Here is a 23847-nt window from a genome sequence, read left to right as displayed (position 1 = left end):
CGGCGCGGCGCCGGCTCAGCTTTCGTCGCCGTCGCGACCGAGGATCCCGTCGGGCGCGATCAGGTCGCGCAGTCGGCGCAGCAGGAGCTGCGCGCCGTCACGCGTCAGCGCCAGCGATGCGCCGATGCCCGTCTCGATGACGATCCACGTCTCGAACTCCCCCGCGCGGCGAAGCGCGCCGAGCTCGAGCTCAGTTTCTTCTCCGGGGCCACGCGCCTCTGCCCTGCGGCCCCTCACCGTCAGGGCGACGCCTGTGCTGCGGTGATCTTCGTCGTCGGGGTGCACCGTGGCACCGTGCTCGGTGACGCACCACGGGTGAATGCACCGCACGCGGTCGACGCCGTCGGTGGAGAGTCCCTCGTTCATGCCTGACACCTTTCTCGCGGGGCCGTCGTACGCGACGACGACCCGAACATCGGTGGGCACGAACGAAGTGAACCGCCAACCTCCGACATCGCGGTCAGTGCGCGGGGGGAAGCCCCTGCGGAGGAGTCGGGATCAGCTCGCGCAGCGGCACGCCCAACACGTCGGCGAGTGCCACGAGCGTGCGCAGTCTCGGGTTCGCCGCCGTTCCGGGGTTCGACTCGCCCTTCTCCAGTTTCCGATAGGTGAATGTCGCGAGGCCCGCGGCGTGGGCCACCTGCTCCTGCGACATCCGCTTCTCGGCTCGGGCGCGCAGCATCCGGGCGCCGAGCTCGCGCGCGAAGTCGTTCCAGGGGTCGGGCTCGTCGCTCATCGGTCCAGCTTGCAGGCCCACCCACTCTCACATGAACATGTAAACATTTCATGCCCGCGCCACCGCCCTGTCGTGCCTCGTCCCCGCCCGAGGTGAGGGGTCGTCCCGGTCGGGTGAGGGCAGGGGCGATCGTGTTCGCACGCCGCTCCCCCGCGGTCCACGAGTGGGTTCCGACAGGCCGGTCACCTGACGACGAAAAGTCGTCGCGCGACGTTTCACCCCCTCCCCGCGGTCATTCCGACCCGACGGGTCCGAGCGGAGCGGTGAGAGAGTGCCCGCGCCCACCGCTGCGTCCAACCCCGGACGCCGGTCTCGTGAACATCCGACGGGCATGGACCACGGAGCGCACATGAGCACATACGTCTCACTCATCGACTCACCTGAGCAGTCGCGAAGCGTCACCCCCCACCCCCGCGCCCGCTCATCTCCCTGGCAGCGTCGGTACGCGCGATGGGTGACCATGGTGGACGCCGTCGTCGTGACGGCGGTCACTCTCGGCACCCAGGTCCTGTGGCTCGGCCCGCATCCCGTCGCCGTCGCCTCTGCGCCGTTCACGTACTCGACCGTCTCGGTCGTACTCACCATCGCGTGGATGTCCGCGCTGTCGCTCTGGGGCACCCGCCAAGCCCGCGTGGTCGGGTACGGCGTCGCCGAGTACCGGCTCGTCGTCGGTGCGTCCGTGCAGTTGTTCGGGTTGGTGGCCATCGTCGCGTACCTGACGGGGGCGGAGCTGTCCCGCGGGTACTTCCTCATCGGGCTCCCGCTGGGCTCCGTCGCGCTGCTCGTCGGCAGGCTCCTGTGTCGCAGCGCGCTCGCTCGCAGGAGGCGGGACGGCTCGATGAGTGCGCGGGTCGTGCTCATCGGCAGCGCGGAAGAGAGTGCGCGGGTGGCCACCGAGCTCGCCCGTCAGCCGTCGGCCGGGCTCCAGGTCGTCGGTGTCCACACCCTCGACCGCGCCGAGTTCGGATCGACGTGGTCGGAGGAGCAGGCCCTCGACCTGCGCCGGCGGCTCGACGACCTCGACGCCGACAGCGTCCTCGTCTCCGGCGGCGCCGTGGTCGATGCACACGACATCCGCCGGATCGGCTGGAGCCTCGACCCGGGCCGGCACCACCTCATCGTCGCCGTCAACCTCACCGACGTGGCCGGACCCCGACTGCACACCCGTCCCGTCGCGGGACTCCCGCTGGTGCACATCGAGACCCCGCAGTACTCGATGACGCAACGCGTCCTGAAGCGCGCATTCGACATCGCGGGGGCGGGCGTGCTCGTGATCCTCCTGGCGCCGATCTTCGCCGCGTTGGCCGTCCTCGTGCGCGCATCCGGCCCCGGGCCGATCCTCTATCGCCAAGAGCGCGTCGGTCAGGGCGGCCGTCGGTTCGGCATGCTGAAGTTCCGCTCCATGGTGGACGGCGCCGATTCCCGGCTGCAACAGCTGCTCAGCGAGCAGGGGCGGGACGGCACCCCCCTGTTCAAAGTGGAGAACGACCCCCGCATCACGCCGGTCGGGCGATGGCTCCGCAAGTTCTCGCTCGACGAGCTGCCGCAGCTGTTCAACGTCTTGGGAGGTCAGATGAGCCTCGTCGGTCCCCGTCCGCAGCGTGAAGCCGAGATGAAGTTCTACGACGACGACGCCCACCGCCGCCTCATCGTTCGTCCGGGGATGAGCGGACTGTGGCAGGTCAGCGGTCGGTCGGCTCTGGCCTGGGACGACGCCATCCGCCTCGACCTCTTCTACGTCGAGAACTGGTCGCTCGTCGGCGACATCGTCATTCTGCTCCGCACCTTCAAAGCGGTGCTGGCACCGGGCGGTACCGCGCACTGAACACGACGAAGGCGCCGGCTCCTGCGAGCCGGCGCCTTCGTCGTGTTCCGTGCAGGTGATCAACCTCGACGGGCGCGACGGCGGCTCATCGTGTCGACGGAGTCGGGTTCCGCGGTGGATGCGACCGCGATTTCACTCGTGGCTTCACCCTCAGCCGTGGCGGACATCCTCCGCTGCGACAGCGTACGCAACCCGCTGACGTTCTCCGGTGGCAGCCCGCCAGACCGTCGACGCGGTGTCGCCTCCCGCTCGGCGTCGACCACTTCCGCCTTCTTCCCCCGTCGGCGCAGACCCAGACGCCACCGACCATTCGGCGAGGAGCTCGGCACGCCGTACCCGTAGTACGCGCCGTATTGCGATCCGTAGTAGCCGGAATCGGCACCGCGCAACGGCATCCGGTTCAGGACGACCCCCAGGAGGTGCCCACGGGTCTTCGCGATGTTGTCGGTCGCGCGGGTCAGCATGTCGTCTGTCGTGCGCCCGGCGGTCACGACGAGCACGGCGCCATCGGCCCAGCTCGCGATGACGGCGGCGTCGGCGACGGCGAGCGTCGGCGGCGAGTCGATGATGACGACCATGTCGTCAGCGAGCTTGCGGGCGAGCGACTGCATGCGCTGCGAACCCACCATCTCGCTCGGGTTCGGCGGCGTCCGCCCCGCCGCGACCACGAACAGACGACCGTGTTCGTCCACCTGATGGGCGACCTGCTCGATCTGCGCGCGACCTGCCAGCACGTCCGACAGGCCCACGTCGTCGGAGAACCCGAACATGCCACCCACGACCGGGCGCCGCATGTCCGCGTCGATGAGGACGACGGACTGTCCCGTCGCCGCGATGCTCACGGCGAGGTTCGCGGCGATCGTCGACTTGCCGTCGCCGGGCAGCGGGCTCGTGACCACCAGGACGCGGGCCGGACGGTCGACGTCGACGTACTGCAGGTTGGTCCGCAGCTCGCGCATCGCCTCCTTGTGGGCGAACGACCCGCGACCGTCCTTGATGTCGTCGAAGGAGAACACCGCGCGGCCCCCGGCGAGTTCCTTGTCGACGGGGAGGACGCCGACGACGGAGGCGTCGACGGCGTCGGTGATGTCGTGCGCCGAGCGCACCCGCCGGTCGAAGGCTCGCCGGACGAAGGCGAAGATGAGCCCGGCCACGCCACCGGCGAGCGCCCCGAGGGTGACGTCGAGCCGCACGTTCGGTGACGAGGGGGCGGTCGGCAGGCGCGCCGAGTCACCGGCGACCAGCCGCACAGCGCTCTGCCCGCCCCCACCCGTCTCGAGCTGGTCGACCTCTTCCGTCATTCCGCGGATCCACGCCTCCGCGAGGTCGCGCGCGGACTCCGGGGTCGGCCCCGTGGCATCCACTCTCACGTTGACGGTCTCGATGGGGTTCGACACCCGGACGCGCTGCACGAGTGACTCGGGGCTGTCGGAGAGCCCGAGATCGCCGCGCGCGGTCTCGGCGACGCTGCGCCAGTAGCCCATGTCGATGAACGACTTCACCTTCGACAGGGCGAGCTGATCCCCGGCGAGGGCGGCGCCCGTGGAACCGTCGGACGCCACGGCGGCCACATAGCCGCTCGCGTCCGCGGTGTACACCCGCGGCTGCAGCGAGCTCCATCCGAGCCCCGCCAACCCGCCCACGACGATCAGGGCGACGATCGCCTTCCAATAGGCGCGCACGACGCGCACCATCCGTTGAATGTCCACAACGTCCGCCTTTCGCGACGCGACGGCGGCACCGTCGGGTCGCCCGAAGCTTAGACACAGGCGCGAACCGGTCACGGTGCGCCCGCGATCCGCGCACCGCGGGCGAAGGCGGCGTCGGAGAGGTGTCACGGCGAACGAAAGGGGTGACGTCATAGGGGTGAGAAGAGGATGACGAGGGGGATGAAAGATACGTTTTTCGCCCGATCCGACACGTCTTCACCCTCAGGATCATCTACACGCGGCGGAGGTCTCGCCGCGACGACGAACCTCTTCGCCCGCCCGAGGAAGAGGTCGTCCCGACCACCTGGAGGTATCGATGCTCATCGACGTGGACACCGTTCCGACCGCCGTTCGTGCAGTCCGGCGCATCAGCCGGTTCTGGGCCTCACGCACCCATTCCCTCGCACTCCTGCGCGACGCCCTCACGAGCGACGTCGTGCTGCTGCGGGGACCGGCCGGTGTGGGCAAGACGTCTCTGCTCCGGCAGTTCGCGGCCTCGCTCGACGACGACACCCAGCGCGGTGTCCAGGTCATCGACGGCAGCCTCACCACCCCCGAGAGCATTCCGCAGATCCTCGCGGCCTTCGCCGAGGGGCCGAGCGCGCACATTCTGCTGATCGACAACCACGTCGAGGGGGCGGGGCTGTCGACCGACCACCTGCTGCACCTCCTCCGCTCCGACTCGAATCTGCAGATCGTCGTCGCCACCCGGCAGGCGACGGGATTGGAGAGCCCGCTGGTCGCCCTCGAGTTCGACGTGCAGGTGATCCCCGCCGAGCACCTGCTCATGACGAGGGACGAACTCGCGGAGGTCTTGGAACTGAACGGGGTCGCGACCACGGAGGTGGGGATCGACGCGCTCGCGGAGCGCACCCACGGGTGGCCCGCCCTCGTGCAGCTCGCGAGCGCCCGCCTGCGACTCGAGGGTATGCCGCTGCGCACGCGTGACGAGGCGATGGCGGTGGCCGAGTACGCCACCGCCGCGCTGACCGCCGACCTCGAGCAGCGTCTGGACATGCCCGTGTCCGATGACGTTCGACTCCTGGCGGTCGCCCCCCACGTGACTGTGGCGATCGCCGATGCGATGGGGGTGGATCCGATGTCGGGATCGACGGGCGAGATGGTCGCCCATCTGCGGGACGCGGGTTTCATGTGGCCGAGTTCGACGCGTCTGACCCTCGCCGAGCCTATCCGGCAGCAGTGGCTGCGCGAGATCACCGAGCGTCGGCCCGAAGACGTGGGTCGCGCCCGCTTGCGCCTGCTCGCCCACCTCGTCGACGGGGGCGAACCCCTCCTCGCCGCGCAGTTGGCGGCCGACGCCGCGCAGTGGACCACCCTCGCCGGCGTGCTGCGCTCGTCGGGCCCCGAGATCTGGGCACGCGATCCGGAGGGCTTCGAACGCCTGGTCGCGCATCTGCGGACACACGCGTCCATGACGCCGGCGGTGGTCGACGTGCTGCTGACGCTCGATCCCGTGACGGCGACATCGCTTGACACTCCCGGGCACGTCGTCGCCGCACTCGGTCAACTTCCGGATGCCAAGAGCGCTGCGTCGGGCAATCTCGACGCCCTCATCCTCCGCGTGAGCCTCCTGCGGGCGGCCGGGCGCTTCGCGCTCTCCACGGAGGCGGCGGCCCTGCTCAGCGACGTCGTCCGCAGGTCGCGCGACCTGCGCCCCGAGGTGACCTGCGAGGCCTGGTACCAGATCGGGATGACCTCGTTCGCGATGGGCAAACTGCGCGACGCGCGTGCGGCGCTCAACCACGTCGAAGGGGCCGCACCCCCGGCCCGCCGGATGCGTGCTCGTGGCGTCATCGCGATCATCGACCTGCTCGAGGGTGACGTCCGCAGCGCGCGTCAGGTAGTGCTGACGCCCGACCGTGACGACAATTGGCGCAGCTCCCCCTGGGGGGAGGGCATCCGGCTCGCGGACGCGTGGTTACAGCTGGAAGCGGGTGACGCAACGGGTGCGCGCGCACTGCTCGACGACATCCCTGCGACGGCGGGAGCACGCGAGCTGTGGCCGTTCGCGGCAGCCGTCCACGCTCTGTCTTTCCTCCTGTCAGGGTCGGCGTCGGACGCACTCGGGCTCCTTCGCACCTGGATGGGGCGGGCGCGGAGCACGCCGCCCTCCCACTACCAGTCCACCCAGATCCTCACCGCGCGGGCGAAAGTTCTCATCGCCCTCCGCCAGGCCCGCAAGGCCCTCTCCCTGTTCGAGGGACCGTTCGCGCTCGCGTCGACGACGGCACCCGCCATCGCCCTGTCGCAGCTGTACGCCGGACGGGCGCACGAAGCCTTCGTGATGAGCGTCAAGTGGGGTCTGCACCACGAGCCTGCCCCGAGGGCCGCACTCGAGAGTCTCGTGGTGAGCGTCGTGGCGGACGTGCGCTTGAACGGTGTCGCCGCGCACCGCACGGCAGCGCAGCGGGCCGAGGCGCTGAGCGCGAGTCACGACCTGTGGAGTCCGTGGAGTGCCGTCGCGCCAGAAGACAGGGCTCTCGTGCTGCAGATGCTCTCGCCCAACTCGAGGGACGAGATCACCCGCAGATGTTCGTTCTTCGCCTCATCGGTCAGCGTCCCTCATCTGACGAAGCGCGAGCAAGTGGTCCTCGTGCATCTCACCCCGACGTCGACCATCGCGGACATCGCAAGGGCCCTCGTGGTCTCGCCCAACACGGTCAAGACGCAGTTGCAGAGTCTCTACCGCAAGCTCGGGGTCTCCGACCGGTCGAGTGCGATCAGGGCGGCCCACGCCTGGGGTCTCATCGAGACCGATCCGGAGGTGTGAGCGCTCGGTCGCGGCGGCGGCGACGTCGCGACCGGGCTCCGACCACGCGAGCGACCGCCAGCACGACCAGGACGACGACGACCCCCGGGACGGACAGTGGGACGCCGGCCCCGCGGAGCACGAGCAGGATGACGACGAACGATGCCAACGGAAGGACCCACGACAGCACCTGACGCAGGCGGCGGAGACGGACGGGCGCGGTCCTCGCGGGGCGACCGTCACTCATGGGATCGATCGGCGGGCCGGCGCGACGTGCGGTGATCGGCGGCGACCTGCAGGCCGAAGACCCCGAACCAGGTGATGGCGAGCGTGGCGGCGGTGAACTCCAGGTTGCCCCCGAGGACGGTGTCGCCCTTGAACAGGGCGATCATGGCACCGGTGAGGGAGGTGGCCCCCACCGCCACCAGGGTGATGATGCTGGCTGCCCGCATCCACGGACGTCGGCGGAGGGCGGCAACCTGGCCCATGGCCACGATCGCCAGCACGAAACCCAGAACCGCGAACGAGATGTGCACGAAATCCTGCACCAGGGCGCCGGGCGTGAACGGAACGGGGCAGCCCGGAGAACAGGTGATCACGGATGCCACCCCGAAGCAGAGGCCGCACACCAGCAGGGTCGTCGCCACCGGCCACCCCACCACGTAGCCGGCCCCGCGGGCGATCGTGGCACGATCGACGAGGACCGCTGCCACCGCCAGCAGCAGCAACGCGAGATTGAACAGCGGTGCCGTCGGCATCCCCGTCGCCCCGAGCTGGCTGACGTAGTGCACGCTGGGGTCGCCCGCTCGGCAGATCCAGATGAGCGCAGCGCTGGCGAACGCGGCGATCGCGCCGATCAGGGCCAGCCGCGCCGGGCGGACGCTGGCGCGCCCGGGGTCCGCGTCGACGGGCCGTTCGAGAGTGTCGGTCATCGGCTCCTCCTGGTCGGGCTCGGCCACCCTATCGTCTCCTCCCGCGCGCCCTCGGTGGTGCGAGGTGATCTGTCTGACGGGGCGGGTGATTTCGTGCCGGAGCGTCCGCGTGCGCCGACGCGCGGCACCAAGCTGGAGGAGCGGGCAGAGCGAGCGCGTCGCCTGCGAGCCGGGGGGCCGCACCGCTGGACGCCCTCGCCCTGCCCGCACCTTCTCCCCCTGCCAGACCTGTCCGTCCTCCCCCGGGCAGACCCGTCCCACCGTCGACGCGGGCACCCGCCAGGGGCGAATCCCCGGGTGAGAAAAGAGCCTCGCCCCGCATCGACCACCCGCGAGTGTGCCAACCTCGACACCGAGCGGTCGTCACGTGGTTCTCCCCCAAGACCCGCCTCTGCGAAAGCGATCGCTCTCCCCGATGCGCGGTCCCGCGGCTCCGGCACCCGAGCCCGGGACCGCGCATTCCTCACGAACCGACCGCCGCACCGACCCGCCTCGTCCGCGTGGCGTGGACGCCGTTCGTGACAGACGCACGAACCCAGGAGGACACGTGACCGAGAGCGCCGAATCCGACGGCAGGCGGCGTGACCGCGCGTCCGCTCCGGTCGTCGCCGACGAGGACGTCACATCGCTGCACGCGCTGCTCGATCCGACCGGGTCGCATGACCGGTCGGCACCGGCGTTCCCCGTCGGCTTCCGCGGATACGACCGTGAAGCCGTCGACGATGCCGTCCGCGAGCTCGATGAGCGGGTGCGACGGGCCACCGCGGAGGCACGCGAGGCGAGGCTGCACGCGGAGACGGTCTTCGCCCAGCAGCGGGCCGAGCACGATCGGGAACTCGAAGAAGCCGCGCGTCTCCGCGAAGAAGAGACCGCCGCCCTGCACGAACAGGCGCGCGAAGCCTCGGCACGCGCAGCGGAAGCCGAGATGCGGGTGGCGGCGTTGTCGGCCGGGTTCGCCTCCGGCCGCGACGAGCACTCCGACCCGCAGCAGGAACGCCAGCAGTTCGATGCGATCCTGCGCGTGGCCGAGGAACAGGCATCCGTCCTGGTCCAGAACGCCGTCGGCCAGGCCGAGCGACTTCTCGCGAGCGCGCGCGATGAAGCCGCATCCCTCCGCGAAGAGGCCGTCGCCGAGCAGACGCGCCTGCGCGCCGAGGCGCACCACGACGCGGATCAGGTGCGCCTGCGGATCGAGACGGAGGCGACGGCACACGCGGCACGCCTCGACCGCGAGAGCGCGCACGCGACCGAACGCGTTGCTCAGGCCGAGCGCGAGGCCGTCGCCGTGCGCACCGAATCGGAGAGGGGTGCCGCGGCGCTGCGGTCGATGGTGTCGCGCGAGACGAGCGAGCTGCGATCCGCGGCGGAACGCGACGTGCGCGAGATGACCGCGCGCGTGCTCGAGTTCGAAGAGTCGCTCAGCCGCCGCCAGGACGAAGCGCAGCAGGAGTTCCTGGTCCTGCACAATCAGGCCGTGGCGCACGCCGAGCGCATCACCGAAGATGCCAATGAGCAAGTGTCCGCCGCCCTCGAACACGCGCGGCGTATCAGCGCGCGTGCCGACGACTTCGAACGGCTGGCGCGCGCCCAGGCCCAGCAAGTCGGAGCCGATGCGCAACTGCGAGCCCGCGAGATCCTCGACGACGCCGGCGAGAAGGCGCAGCGGATCGCCGACACGATCAGTTCGTACAGCGTCAGCGTGCTGCGCGACGCCGAGGACCGCGCGCGCGACCTGCGCTGGCAGCAGCAGCAACTCGGCAGTTTCCTTGCCGACATGAACGAGTTGCTACGCGCCGCACCTCGGGGCTCGCGCATCCCCGTCGATCCGGTGCACGAAGAGGCATCGGATGCCGGCACGAGCGACACCCCGGCGATAGAAGCTGACGCGCCGGCCACCGATCGGGAGGAGTGAGCCGGTGCGTCATGCCGCGCATTAGCGTGGGGTGATGCGAAACGTTCCCCTCGGTACCTCCGGCCTGACCGTCCCCAACGTCATCGCCGGCATGATGCGCATCGACGACAAGAGCGACAGCGACGTGCGTGAGCTCTACCGCGCCGCGCGTGACGCCGGTATCGATTTCTTCGATCACGCCGATATCTACGCGCGCTCCCTGCACTCCGCCGAGGAACGATTCGCCGGGGCACTGCGATTGAGCCCCGCCGAGCGCGGTGAGATCCGCCTGCAGACCAAGGCCGGCATCGTGCGGGAGGGGCCCTACTTCGACTTCTCCTACGACCACCTCGTATCTTCCGTGGAGGCGTCACTGCGCGCCCTGCGGACCGACTACGTCGACGTCCTGCTGCTGCACCGCCCCGACGCGCTCGTCGAGCCGGACGAGGTGGCGCGCGCTTTCGATTACCTCGAGAACTCGGGCATGGTGCGCGCATTCGGTGTGTCGAATCACACGCCCCGCCAGATCGATCTGCTGCGGACGGCCGTGCGTCAGCCGCTCGTGGCCAACCAGGTGCAGCTTTCGATCGCTCACGCGCCCGTCGTGGTGCAGGGACTCGCCGCGAACATGGAGAGCGCCCCCCAGTCGTCTGTGCGAGACGGCGGTGGGCTGGTCGAGTACTGCCGGATCGAGGGCATCACGCTTCAGGCGTGGTCGCCGCTGCAGGGAACCCGCGGAGGCGGCGGCGTCTTCCTCGGGCACCCCGAATACGCCGAGTTGAACGCCGTCATCGACCGACTGTCGGAGAAGTACGGCGTCCCGCCTCTCGCCATCGCGGTCGCCTGGATCACCCGGCATCCGGCGGACATGCAGGTCGTGCTCGGCACGACGAGCCCGGGCCGCGTCACCGAAGCGGCCGCGGGGTCCGACCTCCGGCTGACGCGGGCGGAGTGGTACGGGCTGGTGCGGGCCGCGGGCTACGTCGTCCCCTGACCGGGTGCACGACGCGCCACCGGCGGGAGTACGGTCTCAGTCGCCGCGGCGCTTCCGGCGTCCCCGGCTGATCACGATGATGCCTCCGATGACGATGATCGCAGCCGCGATCAGCGGGATCAGCACGAAGGCGAAGCGTCCGGCCTCGGCCTCCGAGTCGGGTTCGGCCTGAGCCGAATCGTCCGCCGCCGACGTCGCCGTAGGGGGCGCGGGCGTCGGGCTGATGGTGGACGGTGCGGGTTCCGCCGTCGCCGCCGTGACGGAGATCGTGACCTCGGCGAGAACGGACTCGCCGGTGCCGACCGCGATGGCGACATCGCCGGAACGCGTGGCGGTGAACTCGACGACGGCGGACCCCTCGGAGACCGGCACAGCGGCGGTGGTGGTGCCGGTCTCGGCGCCGTCGCCCGAGAACGCCCCGGCGCTCGCGTCGTCGATACCGAACGTCGCCGATTCGAGACCGCCGAGGCCCGACGCGGTGATCGTCGTCACCTCACCGACGGAAAGAGACGACGGTGCCGCTACCACGGTGGGCGCGGCGGCCGCTGAGGCGGGCGACGGGACGCTCGACAGGGCGGCGAGCAGGACGGCAACGGCCAGCGGAGATGTTCTGATTCGCACGGGAATCCCTTCGTCGGTCCGGGCAACGCTAATGACGCCCGAGCCTGCGCGCCCGACCATGGACGGGCGCGCACCCGCACGGTATGAGAGGCGGTTCGCGCACTCCCCTAAGCTGGCCGCAGCCACGGGAGGGAGAACCGGATGAGGATGCTGACGCGACTACCCCTGGGCGCCATCCTGAGTGCGATATCCGCTGTGATCTGCGCGGTGCCCACCCTGATACTGCCGGCGGATTCGCCCAACGCGCCGAAGGTCGCTCTCCTCGCGGTGGCCGCCGTCGTTTTCATGGTCGGCGTCACGCGCGTTCGCAGCGAAGAGGGAACTCGCCCGCACGCGGCTTCGGAGGTCGATCAGACGCACGGGCCCCTGGGAGACGAACCCCGCGCATGAGGCGCCAGCGACGCCCCCGGGAATCGGCGGTTCGCGGTGTCGAGGCTGTCGGCGCCGACGGTGGCGATCGGCTCGGTCGGAGCGGCCTACACCGTCCCCGCGGGCGAGCCGACGACGCGGCACGCACCGACGAGGCGTGCGTGCCGTGACATCACGCGGCGCGAGCGAGCGTGCGCGAGGCCTTGGTGCGAGCCGGGGCCGCGGGAGCCGGCGCCGCGGCGAGCTCGTCGATCGCGACGTCGAGGCTGAGGCCTCGCGAGGAGTTCGCGTCGTTCGCCATGCGCTTCAGAAGGTTCTGGTCGAGCGACTCGGGCTGCTCAGACTCGAAGACGAAGCGCAGCGGGATGGACGGCTGCAGCCAGATGGTGGAGCGGCCCGCAGGCTCGTCGGGTCCGTGTACCCACGAGAGCGTGAAGCTCTCGCCACGGCGCAGCTTGGTCGCCACGACCACCTTGACGTGCGCCAGGACGCGGTCGTCGACGGTGATCGGCTCGGTGGTCGTGCCGTAGTAGAGCTTTGCCATGATGTACCCCTCTGCTCGTTGCTTACGTTTCAACTTACTAGTTAGACTAGCGAATAGGCAAGCGAGATATTAGGAGAGATGATGACGAACGACACCCCATCACCTCCGTCGTACTGGTATAGCGAAAGCGCGGACGACGACCGCGGAGCGCGGATCATGGAGGCCATGCGCTCGTACCGCACCGCTGAGATGGCCATGCGCCGCCGCACGCAGGCATCGATGTCGATGAGCGAGAACGAACTGCTCGTCCTTCGCGTGCTCACGCGTGCGTCGGCGTCCGCGCTCGAAGTGACCCCGATCGACCTCGCCCGGCACCTGGGTGTGTCGACCGCGTCGGTCACCGCGCTCCTGGACAGGCTGGAACGCTCCGGCCACCTTCAGCGGCGACCACACCCCACCGATCGACGGAAGGTGCTGGTCTCCGCGACCGGGCACGCCGACGTCGAGATGCATGACACCCTTGCTTCCATGCACGCACGCATGATGCAGGCCACCCGCGGCATGAGCGAGGGCGAGGCCGCCGTCGTGACGTCTTTCCTGCACCGCATGCGCTGCGCGGTCGCCGACGGATGCGACGTCGCGGGCGACGGATGCTGCGCGGTGCGTTCGATGGTCCGTCCCACCCTCCTCCCCGACACCGATGCGGTACCGGACGCGGCCGCATGAATGCGTCGGTCGCAGCCCGAGTGGTACTCCGTGTCGACGACGAGGCAGAAGTGGTCCTGTCGATCGCCCCCGCCGCCGGCTGGGTCGTCGAGGAGCATCTGCAGATCACCGCCGAGGGCCGCGCGGTGCCGTACCGGGAGCAGCACGACGCTCACGGCACTCGTCTGCATCGCGCCACTCTGCCCGCAGGGACCGCGATGATCGTGTACCGCGCCGAGGTCTCGCCGCCCACCGCGCCGGCCGAGTCCGACGACGTCGACCCCGTCCGTTACCTTCGGCCGAGTCGGTACGTCCCCTCCGACGAGCTGGGCGATGCGGCATCCGTCTTCTCCGATCTCAGCCCCCGCGAAACGGTGGCGCAGGTGCCGGCGTGGGTATGGGAGCACCTGTCCTACGTCCCCGGCTCGAGCGGACCGACCGATACCGCCGCCGACACCCTCCAGGCACGGGAAGGCGTCTGCCGCGACTACGCCCATCTGACCGTCGCCCTCCTTCGCGCAAGTGGCACGCCGGCTCGTCTGGTCTCCGCGTTCGCGCCGGGGCTCGACCCCATGGACTTCCATGCGGTGGTGGAGGCTTTCGTCGACGGCCGGTGGGAGGTTGTGGATGCCACCCGGCTGGCGCCCCGCGACCACCTCGTGCGCATCGCCACCGGCAGGGATGCGGCCGACACGGCATTTCTGACGACCCTGTCGGGAGCCCTCACCCTGGAGTCCGTCGAGGTCACGGCCGTCGCGGCGGGCGATGTCGTCGCCGACGACCACGCCCGATCCGTGCTGTTGCCCTGACGGGCGCGGTCCGCCCTGACCTCCGCATCGACGGCGGGGCCGCGTCACGAGCCCTATTCCGCGACCCGTGCGACCTCGGCGATGACCCGGGGGTCGGCGAGGATGCGGAAGTGCCCACCCTCGGCCAAACGCACATTGCGTGCTCCGGCGAGTTCGCTGCCCTCGGGGATGTGCGGATCGAAGGCCCCGTAGACCGACACGATCCGCGCGTTGGCGTCGGCCGCCGCAGCGAGCGCGCGCATCGTGGCGTCACCCGACGCGAAGGCCCGCAGCGAGGGGGTCGGCATCAGCCGGCTGTAGCGCGAACCGCCGAAGGGCGTCGCGACGGCGATCATGGCCCGCACCCTCGCACCGGCGGGGTCGAGGGCCATGACGTGTTTGCCGATCAGGCCGCCCTTGCTGTGCGCGACGAGCACGACGTCGTCCAGTCCGCGAGCGAGGAGGAAAACGGCGACGCGAGAGGCCTGCTCGGCGATCGGACGACGGTTGTCGCCGAGTTCATCGACGACGTACACCGGATGACCGCGTTCGTGCAGTGCGCGCGCGAGGGGTTCGAGGAAGCGCCAGGTCTCGTAGATACCCGGGAGCAGCACGATCGGAGTACCCGTCCCCTCTTCCAGAGAATCGGCGCCCTCCCGGCCGACGAGGGCTCGCCACTGGCCGCGGAGCGCGTACGCGTAGTCGCGCACCCACCACCGCAGGTCGCGCAGCGCCGTGTGAAGCCCCGTTCCCATGCCTCTCCCCGCATCCGTCGACATGTGTCCATCCTCACCGCGGCGGTGCCGCGGTGAGGCCGGGTTGCGTCGCCGACTCCGCACACGCACGCCCCGGGCGCAACCCCGGAAAGGTGCCCACGGGCCCGCCCTATCGTGTCGCCCATGGACATCTCAGACATCCGCTGGAACGAACCCGCCCGCCAGAAGATCCTCGACGACGCCGACAACGTGCTGCGCGAAGCGGTCGTCGCGATCGCCCGCGAGAGCGACGGCATCTCGTCGGATGAGGCCTTCGCTCAGATCAACGCGCGCATCAAGGACCGCTTCATCGACTACGAGCCCGGCCCCGACATCCGCACCTACGCCGACGCGATCGCCGCCGGCGAGGTGCCCACCGACGCCGATTGAGTCCCCTCCCCGGGCGCCGCGCCGTGCGCCCGGGGGCGATGCGCTCGCGCCTTCGGATTGGCTGAGATCCGGCCGGCATGGCGGGACGGCGGCGTACTCTGCGAATACCCCCGCCGCCATCGTCGGCGCGGATGACGCCCCCCTGGCGTCCCCGATGGCCCTCGCCCGTCGAGCCTTTCCGCCACTTGGCTCCGGACGAGGGTCGTCGTCCGCCCTCCGGGCGTACGAGCTTCCTCAGCGATCTTCTCCGTAGCCGCGGATGCTGCGGAGGTCGTCCTTCAGGTCTTCGGTGGGCAGACCCTCGTCGGCGACCGCGGCGTCGGCGGCACGCTGCTCGCGTGCACCGTCCTTCTTCTCCTCCACGCCGGCGTCGGTGGCGCCGTCCATGACGGGGGCGTCCTGGGTCTCTTCACGGTCAGTCATCATCGTCCTCCTCGGAACAGGTGTGATCGGAATCCTCGCGCAGCGGCTCGTGACCGAGGGAGGGGTTGCGCAGTGGTGGCGGGGCGGACAGCGATCCACCGCTGAACACCATCGCCGATCAGTGGTGCGCGGGATGCCGCCGCTCGAGCGCCGACCCCTCGACATCGACGTTGGGGACGACGCGGTCGAGCCACCGCGGCAGCCACCAGGCCGACCCGCCGAGCACGTGCATGACGGCGGGCACGAGCAGCATGCGCACGACGAAGGCGTCGAACAGGACGCCCAGCGCGAGACCGAGACCCATCGACTTGATGATCACGGAGTCGGAGGCGATGAATCCTGAGAACACCGCGATCATGATGATCGCGGCCGCGGAGACCACCGTGCGGCCGGCACGGAAGCCCTGCGCCACCGCCAGGCGCGGTGAGGCTCCGTGCGCCCAGGCCTCTCGCATCCCGGTGGCGAGGAACAGCTGGTAGTCCATCGCGAGGCCGAACAGGATGCCGACGAGGATCACCGGCAGGAAGCTGAGGATGGGGCCGGGATTGTGCACACCCAGTACCTCCCCCAGCCAGCCCCATTGGAACACCGCCGTCACCGCGCCGTAGGTGGCGAAGAGGGAGAGGACGAACCCGGCGGTGGCGATGAGGGGCACCAGGAGCGAGCGGAACACCATCACCATGATGAGGAACGACAACCCGACGACGACGACGAGGTAGATCGGCAGGACGTCCGCCAACCCCTCGGAGATGTCGATGTTGATGGCGGCGGCCCCCGCGACGCCGAGCTCGATGTCGCCGTCAACGGGAGGCAGTGCCCGGAGGTCCCGCACGAGCTGCTCGGTCGACACCGCGTTCGGCCCCTCCTGCGGGATCACCTGGAAGGCCGCGAGCGCGCGGTCGTCGGAGACGGCGACCGGGGCGACCGCCGCCACGTCGTCCAGCGCGAACAGCTCCCGGGCGACCTCAAGCTGCAGTCCCTGCACGTCGGCATCGGCGGTGCCGGCGGGGAGCGCCGCGGTGATGAGCAGCGGCGCGTTGGCACCGGCGCCGAACGCGTCCTCGGTCCTGGTGAACGCCTGGTAGGCGGTCGAGTCCTCGGCCTCGGACCCACCGTCGGGGAGCCCCAGACGCATCGACAGCGCGGGGATGGCCACGATCAGCAGCGCAGCGATGGCCACCACCATGGTCACGACGGCACGCAGTGTGGACATCGGCTTCGCCGTCGGCACGGTGGCCACGGCACCCGTGCGCGCGGCGCGGCGGGGATGCTGCGCAGCATCCGCGACCGGGGCGCCCGCCCGCGCTGCGCGGCGCGGGTGCGTCGCCTCGCCCGCCGCGGCGATGCGCGACCGGGCACGGCGGCTGAGGATCCGAGAGCCCGCGAGCCCCAGCAGCGCCGGTGTCAGCGACACCGCGATGAGGACGGCGACGAAGACGCTCACCGCACCCGCGGTACCCATCAGCCCGAGGAACGGGATGCCGGTGATGTTCAGGGCGAGCAGGGCGACGATGACCGTCATGCCGGCGAAGACGACGGCGTTGCCCGCGGTGCCGTTGGCGAGGCCGATCGACTCGACCACGTCGGCGCCCTGCAGCAGCTGTCGACGGTGTCGGTAGAGGATGAACAGCGCGTAGTCGATACCCACCGCGAGGCCCAGCATCACACCGAGGATCGGGGTGACGGATGCCATCTGCACGAGCCCCGAGAACGACAGCGTGGCCATGGCCCCGATGGCGACACCGACGAGCGCCGTGATGATCGGGAAGGAGGCCGCCAGGAGCGATCCGAGCACCACGATCAGGACGATCGCGGCGACGGCGACGCCGATCGCCTCCCCCACGCCGAGGATCTCGGGCACGCCCTGCGAGATCTCGGTGTTGAAGGCGACGTCGACCCCGTCGACCGGGTCGGCGGTGAAGTGCTCGACCACGGCCTCCTTCGAGGTCTCCGAGAGTTCCAGGCGCGGCTCGCCGAACGAGACGTTGACGATCGCGGTCGACCCGTCGTCGGAGACGAGCCGGATGGCGTCCGCGAACGAGAGGAGTTCGGCTCCCTCGGCGAGCTGCGTCTCCTGCGCGGAGATCTCGGCGAGGCCGTCGGTGAGCTGCGTCTGCTGCTGCGCGAGGGCGGCGCGCTGCTGATCGAGCTGGGCCTGCTGCTGGTCGAGCTCGTCGAGCTGAGCCTGCTTCTGGGCGTCGGGCAGGGGCGCCGCGTCGAGCTGTGCGCGACCGGTGTCGAGCTGCTGCTGACCCTGGTCGAGCTGTGCGACGCCGGCATCGAGCTGCGCCTGGCCCGATTCGGCCTGTGCTCGGGCGTCGGCGAGCTGCTGACGACCATCGACGACCTGCTGACGCTGCGTGTCGAGCTGGGTCTGCGCCTCGAAGGGATCGGTCACGCGCGCGACGTCGGGAAGGTCTCCCGCCGAATCGACGAGGGCGGTGATGTCGCTCTTCTGTGCGTCGGTGAGGGCCGAGCCGTCGGAGGTGCGGAAGACGACCGCGCCGGACGCACCGCTGAAGTCGGGGAGTTCGTCCTGCAGTTCGGCGATGACGTCTCCGGATGCCGTGCCCGGGATGTCGAAACTGGAGCTCAGGCCCGTGAAACCGATCGCGAAACCGCCCCCTACGACGCCGAGGATCACCACCCACGCGACGATCACGGTCCACGCACGGCGAGCGGCGAGGGTTCCGAGACGGTGCAGCAGTTCGGCCATGCGGGGTTCCTCTCGTGCGGTGCGCGCGAGGGAGCACCGTCGGCTCCGACCAGTCCGGGCAAAGATAACACGCACCGTCTCGTCTTGATCCCGGTCGACATCGCGCACAATGTGTGACATGGCTCTTCCCCGCAGTGGTCCCATCCGCAGCGAGGCTGCGCGCCTGGCCATCCTGGAGGCGGCGGCCTCCCTGTTCACCGAGGGCGGATACGAGCACCTCACGATGGAGGGCATCGCGCGTCGAGCGGGCGTGGGCAAGCAGACCATCTACCGGTGGTGGCCGACCAAGGGCGACGTGATCGCCGAGGCGATCCTCGAGGGGCGCCTGCTCAGCGGGCGCCGCGACCTCCCCGACACCGGCGACGCCCGCACCGATCTCGCCGTCTGGCTGACCGATCTGTTCACCCTGCGCGCGAGTCCGGACGGCGAGGGACTGCTGCGCTCGCTGGTCGCCGCGGCGGCCGGAAGTGCCGAGACCGGCCGGCGCCTTCGCACCGAGATCCTCGCCGCGCCCCTCATCGACCGACTGTCGCAGGCCATGGGCGGTGTCGGCGGCGCGCGGCTCGACGCCGCCGCCGACGCGCTGGTGGGGGCCGTCATCCTCCGCGCCCTCAGCCGCGAGGACTTCGACGCCGACGACATGCTCGTGCTCGTCGACGCGATCGTGGGCGACGGCGCTCCCCCACGCTGACAGCCGGCCGCACGCAGTGGGATAGCGTCGAAGCGTCATCCATCCCTCGACCCGATGAGCATCCGATGAGCCGACCCAAGCTGCAGGACGTCGCCGCGCGCGCCGGCGTCTCGGTCACCACCGTCTCGCGCGTGCTCAACAACCGGGGCTACCTCAGCGACGACATCAAACGTCGCGTCGACGACGCGGTGTCCGAGCTCGGCTACCGCCCGAACGAGATCGCGCGATCGCTCATCGGTCAGCGCTCGACCCTCGTGGGCCTGATCGTGCCCACGGTCGCCGATCCGTTCTTCGGCGAGCTGGCGTCCCACGTCGAGGGGGCTCTCGCCACGCGCGGCTACAAGATGCTGCTGTGCGACTGCCATGACACCCCCGAGCGCGAGGAGAAGTATCTCGATCTACTGCAGGGCAACCGGGTCGACGGGATCATCAGTTCCACGCACAATCGCGATGTCGCGGGCTACGGGCGTGCCGACCTGCCCATCGTGGCGATCGACCGCCGCCTGGGCGAGGGCATCCCCACCGTCCACAGCGACAATCGCACCGGCGGAGTGCTCGCCACCGAGCACCTCATCGCCCGGGGATCGCGCACCGCCGTGCATCTCACGGCCACCGATCACCCGGGCAACCAGCGCGCAGCGGCATACCGCGAACGCATGCGCGCACACGACCTCGAACCGCGCGTCATGGCCTACGGCTACGACACCTCACTCGATGAGCGTCGGGCCGCGATCGAGACCTGGCTGACGGTGAACGCCTGCGACGGCGTCTTCGCCAGCGACGACCTCACCGCCCTGATGGCGCTGGAATGGGCGCGCAAGACCGGGCGCCGTGTCCCCGACGACCTGCGGATCGTCGGATACGACGGAGCGGCGGCGCTGCAGCTGGCCGTACCGGGCCTCACCACCATCCGACAGCCCATCGAGCGGATGGCGACACGGGCGGTCGACCTGCTCCTGGAGCGGATGACGGATGCCACGGCGAGCGCCGCCGCGGAAGAACCGCTCCCGGTGGCGCTGCGCCACGGCTGGACGTCCTGAGTCCCCCCACAACGCTGAGGGGTGGTCGCGGCCGCACCGGGTGGGGGTTGCGGTGCGGCCGCGAGCCTACGGGGCGTTCGGATCGTTGACGGCGAGCGGGGCGACCGAGAGGTCCCGGATGCCGATCGCCCCGCCCGACGCCTCCGCGGTGACGCCGGCGCGGGCATCGGCGTACGCCGCCGAGGTCAGCGAGGCGCGCCCGTCGCCGGTGAACACCTCGACGGAAGAGGCGTCGACGAGGATGTCGAGGACGAGCGAGCCGTCGGCATCCACCGGCGCGGTGCGGATCTCGCGGTATGTCTCGGGCATGGCATCCGCCACGGCGTCCTGTCGTCGGTCGAGGAAGATCACCCCCGCCTCGGAGTCGTAACCGACGGTCACCTCCGCATCGGCGGAACCGAATCGCAGGCGCAGCTCGCCTCCGTCCGGCGCGTCGACCTGGGCTCGCAGGCGGTAGGCGCCCGTGCGCGGTTGCGCGGGCAGATGGACGATCTCGCCGGGGGCGACCGTGAGGTCCGGCGCCGTCACGGACTCGCCCTGCCGCGCGTCCAGGGCGGCGAGGGGCTGCGACAGCAGACGGAGGCGCCCGTCGATTTCGCGGAGGACGATCTCGCGGGTGGTCGAGAGCGATCCGCCCTGCCAGCTGCCCCCGGGCAGGTCGCGGGCGTAGGCCCAGTTGTTGATCCACCCGAGTGCGAACCGGCGCTCCAGACGGCCCTCGTCACCGTCGCGCGGGTCGTCCCAGGTCACGGCGGCGTAGAAGTCGGCACCCCCGTCGAGCCACTGCGGCTCGTCGGCGTCAGCGGTGAAGCGCTCCCCGTCCCATGCGCCCGTCCAGTACGCGAAGCCCGTCGTCCCGCCCTCGCGGGAGGCATCTGCGCTCGCGCCCAGTACCCACGTGCGCCGACCCGAGTCGGGGTCGACCATCTCGAACAGGTCGGGGCACTCGAGCAGACCGTACTCCGTGCGCACGAAGTCGGAGACGTACGTCCATTCGCGGAGGTTGGGCGAGGTGTAGAACCCCAGGCGCTCCCCCTCGGCGAGCACCATCACCCACTGTTCGCGTGCGTCGTCCCACACGATCTTCGGATCGCGCCAATCGGTCGTACCGGGATTGTCCATGACCGGGTTCCCCTCGTAGTTCTGGAACGTCACGCCGCCGTCGGTCGAGGAGAACAACGACTGGCGCTGCACGCCGTCGTCCTGCTGGGTGGTGAGCGCGATGATCGCGCCCGCACCGAACCCGGCCGTGTTGCGCTCGTCGATGACGGCGCTGCCGGTGAGGATGTCCCCCAGACCGTTGCGATACTTCTCGATCGCGACACCGCGGTTCTTCCACGTCACCATGTCGGTGGAGGTGGCCAGGTGCCACTCGGTACCGTTCCCCTCGGGGTAATCGGCGTTGTAGAGGTAGTAGAGGCGCCACTCGCCGTCGACGAAGACGGGGCGTTGGGGATCGTTGATCCAGTGCTGCTCCGGGGTCAGGTGAAACGACGGGCGGAACCTCTCCCACCCCTCGGGGGTGGCGAAGGCATCCGGCGTCAGGGTCCGCGTGGGCGTGGGCGTGGGCTGCGGCGTCGACTCCTCGGGCCGCGGCAACAGCACGATCACGAGCACGACCGCGGTGACGACCGCGACGATCGAAGCGATCAGGATGCCGATGCGGCCACCTCGCGGGCGGCGGCGGACCGGGTGGGGGTCGATCTCCATCATGCGCGCCTCCGGGTCAGTCGTCGGTGGGCCGCCAGTGCCGCACCGGCCAGCAGAAGCGCCACGCCGGTACCGACGGGCACGGTGGCATCCGTTCCGGTCACCGCCAGGTGGTCCGGGAGGTCCGGACCGGGCTCCGGCGTCTCGACCACCGGGGGCACGGCCGGGGTCGGCGACGGCGCGACCGTCAGGCGCGGCTCGAACGAGATCGTGCGGGTCGTCTCTCCGGGGAGCGAGCGTTCCGCGGTGAAGTCCGCGGCGTTCGACACCTCGGTCGACGCGACGTCGAGGATCGTCTCCAGGGTGATCTCGATGATCTCGGCACCCACGGGCTCGACCCGGACGCTCACCTCGGCGTCGCCGCATACGACGCTCACGCGTTCAGCGGCAACGTCGACCGGGTTCAGCAGATAGCCCGTGACGGGGTCGGTTTCGGCCGCCGCACGGACGCGGACGCCCGCCGCGCAGTCGACGCGCTGGCCGGAGCCGGGGCGGTCGACGATGTCGAGCGAGTCCCACGGCCCCCGCGGCGACTCGAGCACCCAGCGGGCGCGCGTCTCGGACTCATCGGTCCACGCGCCGTACTTGTTGCCGCGCGAACGGTCGGGAGCGCCGTAGAACGGCCCGGGCTCCTGGTCGGGGTGAAGCGTCGCGTCGGCGGTGGACGCCGAGGTGTCGATCGTCGGGGGCGACGTGTCGAGCTGGGAACGCACCGCGACCTCGCCGCGCCGGTTGGCGGGGTCGGCGGCGGCGGCGGTCAGCTCGATCGTCGCGAACCCGTCGCCGTCGATGCGGACGACGCCGACGGAGACTCCGGTCGAGGCGATCCAGTCGGCTCCCGCCTCAGCCCCCGCGTGCTCGGGCAGCGACAACGTCACCACGTCACCCGGCATCGCGTCGGCGGGCAGTTCCCACCGCACGTCCGAGACCGTTTCGGCGCCGTCGCGCGTCACCGCGACGTCGGCCGTGAGCGGCACGTCGGTGGCGGCGTGGGCGGGCGCGGTGAAGAGGATCGCGCCGAGGACCGCACCGCCGGTGACGGCGAGCAAGCGGGCGAGGAGACGGGAGCCGACGCGGATCACTGCTCGCTCACCTCACGGGCGGTGCGGCGACGACGCGAGATGACGAGGGCCGCGGCACCGACACCGATCGCGGCCACGGCCAGGCCTGCGCCGGTGACCAGCGCCGCCGAGTCCACGCCGGTCACCGCGAGAGGCGAGCCGGGCTTCGTGGTCCCCGTGGCGACCGGGCCGTTCACCGACGCGGGGACGGGAGCGGGAGCCGCCGTGGGCACCGTCTCGGTCGACGACGGCGACGGCGACGGCGAGGGCTGCGCGGGCCCGGGCACCGAGGTGATGCCGCTCGCGGCGAGCAGCAGCGTCGAGTCGAGCTGGCCGTCGACCGTGTCGGCGACCGCGGCGACCACCTCGACCGGCTGGCCGGGGGCGACATCGGCCGTGCACGTCAGTGCGACGGAGTAGCCGTTCATCTCGGTGTCGGTCGTACCGGGCGCACCGGCGGCCGTCAGGTTCGAGACGTACAGCTGAGCGCGTGTGTCGGCGTTGATGCTCGTTACACCCGCCGGCACGTCGCCGACCGTCGAGCACAGGCGCCCGTCGACGTACACGCCGAACGCGTCGGTGTAGTCCCGCTCGGCCCAGCCGGCGTATTCCTCGCTGCCGATGTGATAAACGATTGTCAGACTGTCGCCCTCGGGCACGACACTCAGACGGAGCTCCGCCGCGTCGTAGGTCGTCGTGGCGAACGATGATTCGAGCAGGGCCGAGCCCGGCCCGCCCAAATCGCCCGTGGTCGTGAGCTTCGCGTTGGGGCCGACCAGCGACGATGACGTGAAGTCGACGTCGGCGGAGGCGGCGGGGTCGGCCGCACGCAGCGAGCCGGTGCTCAGCGCGACGCCCGCGAAGGGACCGGCCGGCAGGGCCAGGTCCAGGCCGGCGACGGTTCCGGCCTGCACGGCGCGGCCGAGCGCGAGCGATGCGGACGCCAGCGAAACATGGTCGCCAACCAGGGAATTCGCCGCGTTCGCGGCATCCTGTCCCTCGAGTGTGGCGACGGTGGCGGCGGCGTGCGCGGGCGCGGCGGCCAGCAGGACGATCGCCGCCGACGAGGCGGCGGCGGCCGCCACCGCGAAGGGGACGCGCCGCGCAGGAGACCTGCGGGCGGTGGGGACGAGCTGGATCATGACACTCCTGTGGATGACGGGTGGGCGCGACGAATGCGGGTCTTTCCGACCGGGTTCACGTCGTCGCGAAGAGGGTGGCTGGTGCGGGCTCAGAT

22 protein-coding genes are annotated in these 23847 nt (G+C 70.7%); 9 read left to right on the top strand and 13 right to left on the bottom strand.

Going from position 1 to position 23847, the window contains the following annotated elements:
* Positions 1-15: 15 nt before the first annotated feature.
* Both ACXKZF_RS02905 and ACXKZF_RS02900 read right to left on the bottom strand, forming a co-directional pair.
* Positions 16-426: a DUF6907 domain-containing protein gene (locus tag ACXKZF_RS02905; protein ID WP_055959219.1), complete on the bottom strand. Its 411-nt coding sequence runs from the start codon at positions 424-426 to the stop codon at positions 16-18.
* Positions 427-460: 34 nt separating this feature from the next.
* A complete protein-coding gene (locus ACXKZF_RS02900) occupies positions 461-736 on the bottom strand; it encodes a helix-turn-helix domain-containing protein (RefSeq protein WP_055959222.1) in 276 nt (91 codons plus the stop codon).
* 349 nt (positions 737-1085) lie between these two features.
* On the opposite strand from ACXKZF_RS02900, the gene ACXKZF_RS02895 reads away from it, so the two are divergent.
* Entirely contained in the window at positions 1086-2561 is a 1476-nt protein-coding gene (locus tag ACXKZF_RS02895) for a sugar transferase (RefSeq protein ID WP_488985326.1), read from the top strand.
* 59 nt (positions 2562-2620) lie between these two features.
* Here ACXKZF_RS02895 and ACXKZF_RS02890 read toward each other — a convergent pair whose 3' ends face one another.
* Positions 2621-4255: a tyrosine-protein kinase domain-containing protein gene (locus ACXKZF_RS02890; RefSeq protein ID WP_488985325.1), complete on the bottom strand. Its 1635-nt coding sequence runs from the start codon at positions 4253-4255 to the stop codon at positions 2621-2623.
* A 331-nt stretch (positions 4256-4586) separates the two neighbouring features.
* On the opposite strand from ACXKZF_RS02890, the gene ACXKZF_RS02885 reads away from it, so the two are divergent.
* Positions 4587-7061 (top strand): LuxR C-terminal-related transcriptional regulator, encoded by a 2475-nt coding sequence (locus ACXKZF_RS02885; RefSeq protein ID WP_055959227.1) that lies wholly within the window; start codon positions 4587-4589, stop codon positions 7059-7061.
* Here ACXKZF_RS02885 and ACXKZF_RS02880 read toward each other — a convergent pair.
* Together ACXKZF_RS02880 and ACXKZF_RS02875 are read right to left on the bottom strand one after the other, a co-directional pair.
* Positions 7036-7287: a hypothetical protein gene (locus ACXKZF_RS02880; protein ID WP_055959229.1), complete on the bottom strand. Its 252-nt coding sequence runs from the start codon at positions 7285-7287 to the stop codon at positions 7036-7038. The two genes, ACXKZF_RS02885 and ACXKZF_RS02880, sit on opposite strands and share 26 nt — an antisense overlap.
* A complete protein-coding gene (locus tag ACXKZF_RS02875; protein ID WP_243222780.1) occupies positions 7280-7972 on the bottom strand; it encodes a DUF998 domain-containing protein in 693 nt (230 codons plus the stop codon). The genes ACXKZF_RS02880 and ACXKZF_RS02875 overlap by 8 nt, the downstream gene beginning before the upstream one ends.
* A gap of 547 nt (positions 7973-8519) precedes the next feature.
* Between ACXKZF_RS02875 and ACXKZF_RS02870 the strand changes: the two genes are divergently transcribed.
* Entirely contained in the window at positions 8520-9884 is a 1365-nt protein-coding gene (locus tag ACXKZF_RS02870) for a cell division initiation protein (protein WP_488985324.1), read from the top strand.
* A 34-nt stretch (positions 9885-9918) separates the two neighbouring features.
* A complete protein-coding gene (locus ACXKZF_RS02865; protein ID WP_488985323.1) occupies positions 9919-10857 on the top strand; it encodes an aldo/keto reductase in 939 nt (312 codons plus the stop codon).
* Between the two features lie 36 nt (positions 10858-10893).
* Here the strand turns inward: ACXKZF_RS02865 and ACXKZF_RS02860 are convergent, their stop codons facing one another.
* Together ACXKZF_RS02860 and ACXKZF_RS02855 are read right to left on the bottom strand one after the other, a co-directional pair.
* Positions 10894-11478, bottom strand: coding sequence for a hypothetical protein (locus ACXKZF_RS02860; protein WP_488985322.1), 585 nt, complete (start codon positions 11476-11478; stop codon positions 10894-10896).
* Between the two features lie 541 nt (positions 11479-12019).
* Positions 12020-12391 carry a DUF7882 family protein gene (locus ACXKZF_RS02855; protein WP_055959236.1) on the bottom strand — a complete coding sequence of 124 codons (372 nt, stop codon included), beginning with the start codon at positions 12389-12391 and terminating at the stop codon, positions 12020-12022.
* An 81-nt stretch (positions 12392-12472) separates the two neighbouring features.
* Here ACXKZF_RS02855 and ACXKZF_RS02850 point away from each other — a divergent pair, with 81 nt between their 5' ends.
* Both ACXKZF_RS02850 and ACXKZF_RS02845 read left to right on the top strand, forming a co-directional pair.
* Complete coding sequence (locus ACXKZF_RS02850; RefSeq protein ID WP_082485207.1) at positions 12473-13057, top strand: MarR family winged helix-turn-helix transcriptional regulator; 585 nt, start codon at positions 12473-12475, stop codon at positions 13055-13057.
* Positions 13054-13845: a transglutaminase-like domain-containing protein gene (locus ACXKZF_RS02845; RefSeq protein WP_055959239.1), complete on the top strand. Its 792-nt coding sequence runs from the start codon at positions 13054-13056 to the stop codon at positions 13843-13845. Before ACXKZF_RS02850 ends, ACXKZF_RS02845 begins: the two co-directional genes overlap by 4 nt.
* 53 nt (positions 13846-13898) lie before the next feature.
* Here the strand turns inward: ACXKZF_RS02845 and ACXKZF_RS02840 are convergent, their stop codons facing one another.
* Positions 13899-14603 (bottom strand): esterase/lipase family protein, encoded by a 705-nt coding sequence (locus ACXKZF_RS02840; RefSeq protein ID WP_488985321.1) that lies wholly within the window; start codon positions 14601-14603, stop codon positions 13899-13901.
* Between the two features lie 120 nt (positions 14604-14723).
* Here ACXKZF_RS02840 and ACXKZF_RS02835 point away from each other — a divergent pair, with 120 nt between their 5' ends.
* Positions 14724-14969, top strand: a complete 246-nt coding sequence (locus ACXKZF_RS02835; protein WP_055959243.1) for a hypothetical protein — start codon at positions 14724-14726, stop codon at positions 14967-14969.
* A 234-nt stretch (positions 14970-15203) separates the two neighbouring features.
* Here ACXKZF_RS02835 and ACXKZF_RS02830 read toward each other — a convergent pair whose 3' ends face one another.
* Positions 15204-15395 carry a hypothetical protein gene (locus ACXKZF_RS02830; RefSeq protein WP_488985320.1) on the bottom strand — a complete coding sequence of 64 codons (192 nt, stop codon included), beginning with the start codon at positions 15393-15395 and terminating at the stop codon, positions 15204-15206.
* Between the two features lie 115 nt (positions 15396-15510).
* Positions 15511-18108 (bottom strand): MMPL family transporter, encoded by a 2598-nt coding sequence (locus ACXKZF_RS02825; RefSeq protein WP_488985319.1) that lies wholly within the window; start codon positions 18106-18108, stop codon positions 15511-15513.
* Between the two features lie 118 nt (positions 18109-18226).
* On the opposite strand from ACXKZF_RS02825, the gene ACXKZF_RS02820 reads away from it, so the two are divergent.
* Complete coding sequence (locus ACXKZF_RS02820) at positions 18227-18799, top strand: TetR/AcrR family transcriptional regulator (protein WP_055959247.1); 573 nt, start codon at positions 18227-18229, stop codon at positions 18797-18799.
* Positions 18800-18864: 65 nt separating this feature from the next.
* A complete protein-coding gene (locus ACXKZF_RS02815; RefSeq protein WP_055959249.1) occupies positions 18865-19839 on the top strand; it encodes a LacI family DNA-binding transcriptional regulator in 975 nt (324 codons plus the stop codon).
* 66 nt (positions 19840-19905) lie between these two features.
* Here ACXKZF_RS02815 and ACXKZF_RS02810 read toward each other — a convergent pair whose 3' ends face one another.
* From ACXKZF_RS02810 to ACXKZF_RS02800, 3 genes are read right to left on the bottom strand one after another with little or no spacing between them, the layout of a single operon-like run.
* Positions 19906-21552, bottom strand: a complete 1647-nt coding sequence (locus ACXKZF_RS02810) for a glycoside hydrolase family 32 protein (protein ID WP_488985318.1) — start codon at positions 21550-21552, stop codon at positions 19906-19908.
* A complete protein-coding gene (locus tag ACXKZF_RS02805; RefSeq protein ID WP_488985317.1) occupies positions 21549-22631 on the bottom strand; it encodes a hypothetical protein in 1083 nt (360 codons plus the stop codon). The genes ACXKZF_RS02810 and ACXKZF_RS02805 overlap by 4 nt, the downstream gene beginning before the upstream one ends.
* A complete protein-coding gene (locus ACXKZF_RS02800) occupies positions 22628-23752 on the bottom strand; it encodes a choice-of-anchor L domain-containing protein (protein WP_488985316.1) in 1125 nt (374 codons plus the stop codon). Before ACXKZF_RS02800 ends, ACXKZF_RS02805 begins: the two co-directional genes overlap by 4 nt.
* Positions 23753-23847: the final 95 nt, after the last annotated feature.

This window comes from Microbacterium sp. ABR10 (genome assembly GCF_057812175.1).
The sequence above is the reverse complement of the archived record's forward strand: the minus strand, read 5'-3'. Positions and strand labels throughout refer to the sequence as shown.

Bases quoted from the DNA above. Each gene is read 5' to 3' on its own strand.
- ACXKZF_RS02840 (WP_488985321.1), bottom strand. From the start codon at position 14,603: ATGTCGACGGATGCGGGGAGAGGCATGGGAACGGGGCTTCACACGGCG.
- ACXKZF_RS02875 (WP_243222780.1), bottom strand. From the start codon at position 7,972: ATGACCGACACTCTCGAACGGCCCGTCGACGCGGACCCCGGGCGCGCC.
- ACXKZF_RS02800 (WP_488985316.1), bottom strand. From the start codon at position 23,752: ATGATCCAGCTCGTCCCCACCGCCCGCAGGTCTCCTGCGCGGCGCGTC.
- ACXKZF_RS02865 (WP_488985323.1), top strand. From the start codon at position 9,919: ATGCGAAACGTTCCCCTCGGTACCTCCGGCCTGACCGTCCCCAACGTC.
- ACXKZF_RS02850 (WP_082485207.1), top strand. From the start codon at position 12,473: ATGACGAACGACACCCCATCACCTCCGTCGTACTGGTATAGCGAAAGC.
- ACXKZF_RS02825 (WP_488985319.1), bottom strand. From the start codon at position 18,108: ATGGCCGAACTGCTGCACCGTCTCGGAACCCTCGCCGCTCGCCGTGCG.
- ACXKZF_RS02890 (WP_488985325.1), bottom strand. From the start codon at position 4,255: ATGGTGCGCGTCGTGCGCGCCTATTGGAAGGCGATCGTCGCCCTGATC.
- ACXKZF_RS02855 (WP_055959236.1), bottom strand. From the start codon at position 12,391: ATGGCAAAGCTCTACTACGGCACGACCACCGAGCCGATCACCGTCGAC.
- ACXKZF_RS02880 (WP_055959229.1), bottom strand. From the start codon at position 7,287: ATGAGTGACGGTCGCCCCGCGAGGACCGCGCCCGTCCGTCTCCGCCGC.
- ACXKZF_RS02900 (WP_055959222.1), bottom strand. From the start codon at position 736: ATGAGCGACGAGCCCGACCCCTGGAACGACTTCGCGCGCGAGCTCGGC.
- ACXKZF_RS02895 (WP_488985326.1), top strand. From the start codon at position 1,086: ATGAGCACATACGTCTCACTCATCGACTCACCTGAGCAGTCGCGAAGC.
- ACXKZF_RS02830 (WP_488985320.1), bottom strand. From the start codon at position 15,395: ATGATGACTGACCGTGAAGAGACCCAGGACGCCCCCGTCATGGACGGC.
- ACXKZF_RS02835 (WP_055959243.1), top strand. From the start codon at position 14,724: ATGGACATCTCAGACATCCGCTGGAACGAACCCGCCCGCCAGAAGATC.
- ACXKZF_RS02810 (WP_488985318.1), bottom strand. From the start codon at position 21,552: ATGATGGAGATCGACCCCCACCCGGTCCGCCGCCGCCCGCGAGGTGGC.
- ACXKZF_RS02820 (WP_055959247.1), top strand. From the start codon at position 18,227: ATGGCTCTTCCCCGCAGTGGTCCCATCCGCAGCGAGGCTGCGCGCCTG.
- ACXKZF_RS02815 (WP_055959249.1), top strand. From the start codon at position 18,865: ATGAGCCGACCCAAGCTGCAGGACGTCGCCGCGCGCGCCGGCGTCTCG.
- ACXKZF_RS02885 (WP_055959227.1), top strand. From the start codon at position 4,587: ATGCTCATCGACGTGGACACCGTTCCGACCGCCGTTCGTGCAGTCCGG.
- ACXKZF_RS02845 (WP_055959239.1), top strand. From the start codon at position 13,054: ATGAATGCGTCGGTCGCAGCCCGAGTGGTACTCCGTGTCGACGACGAG.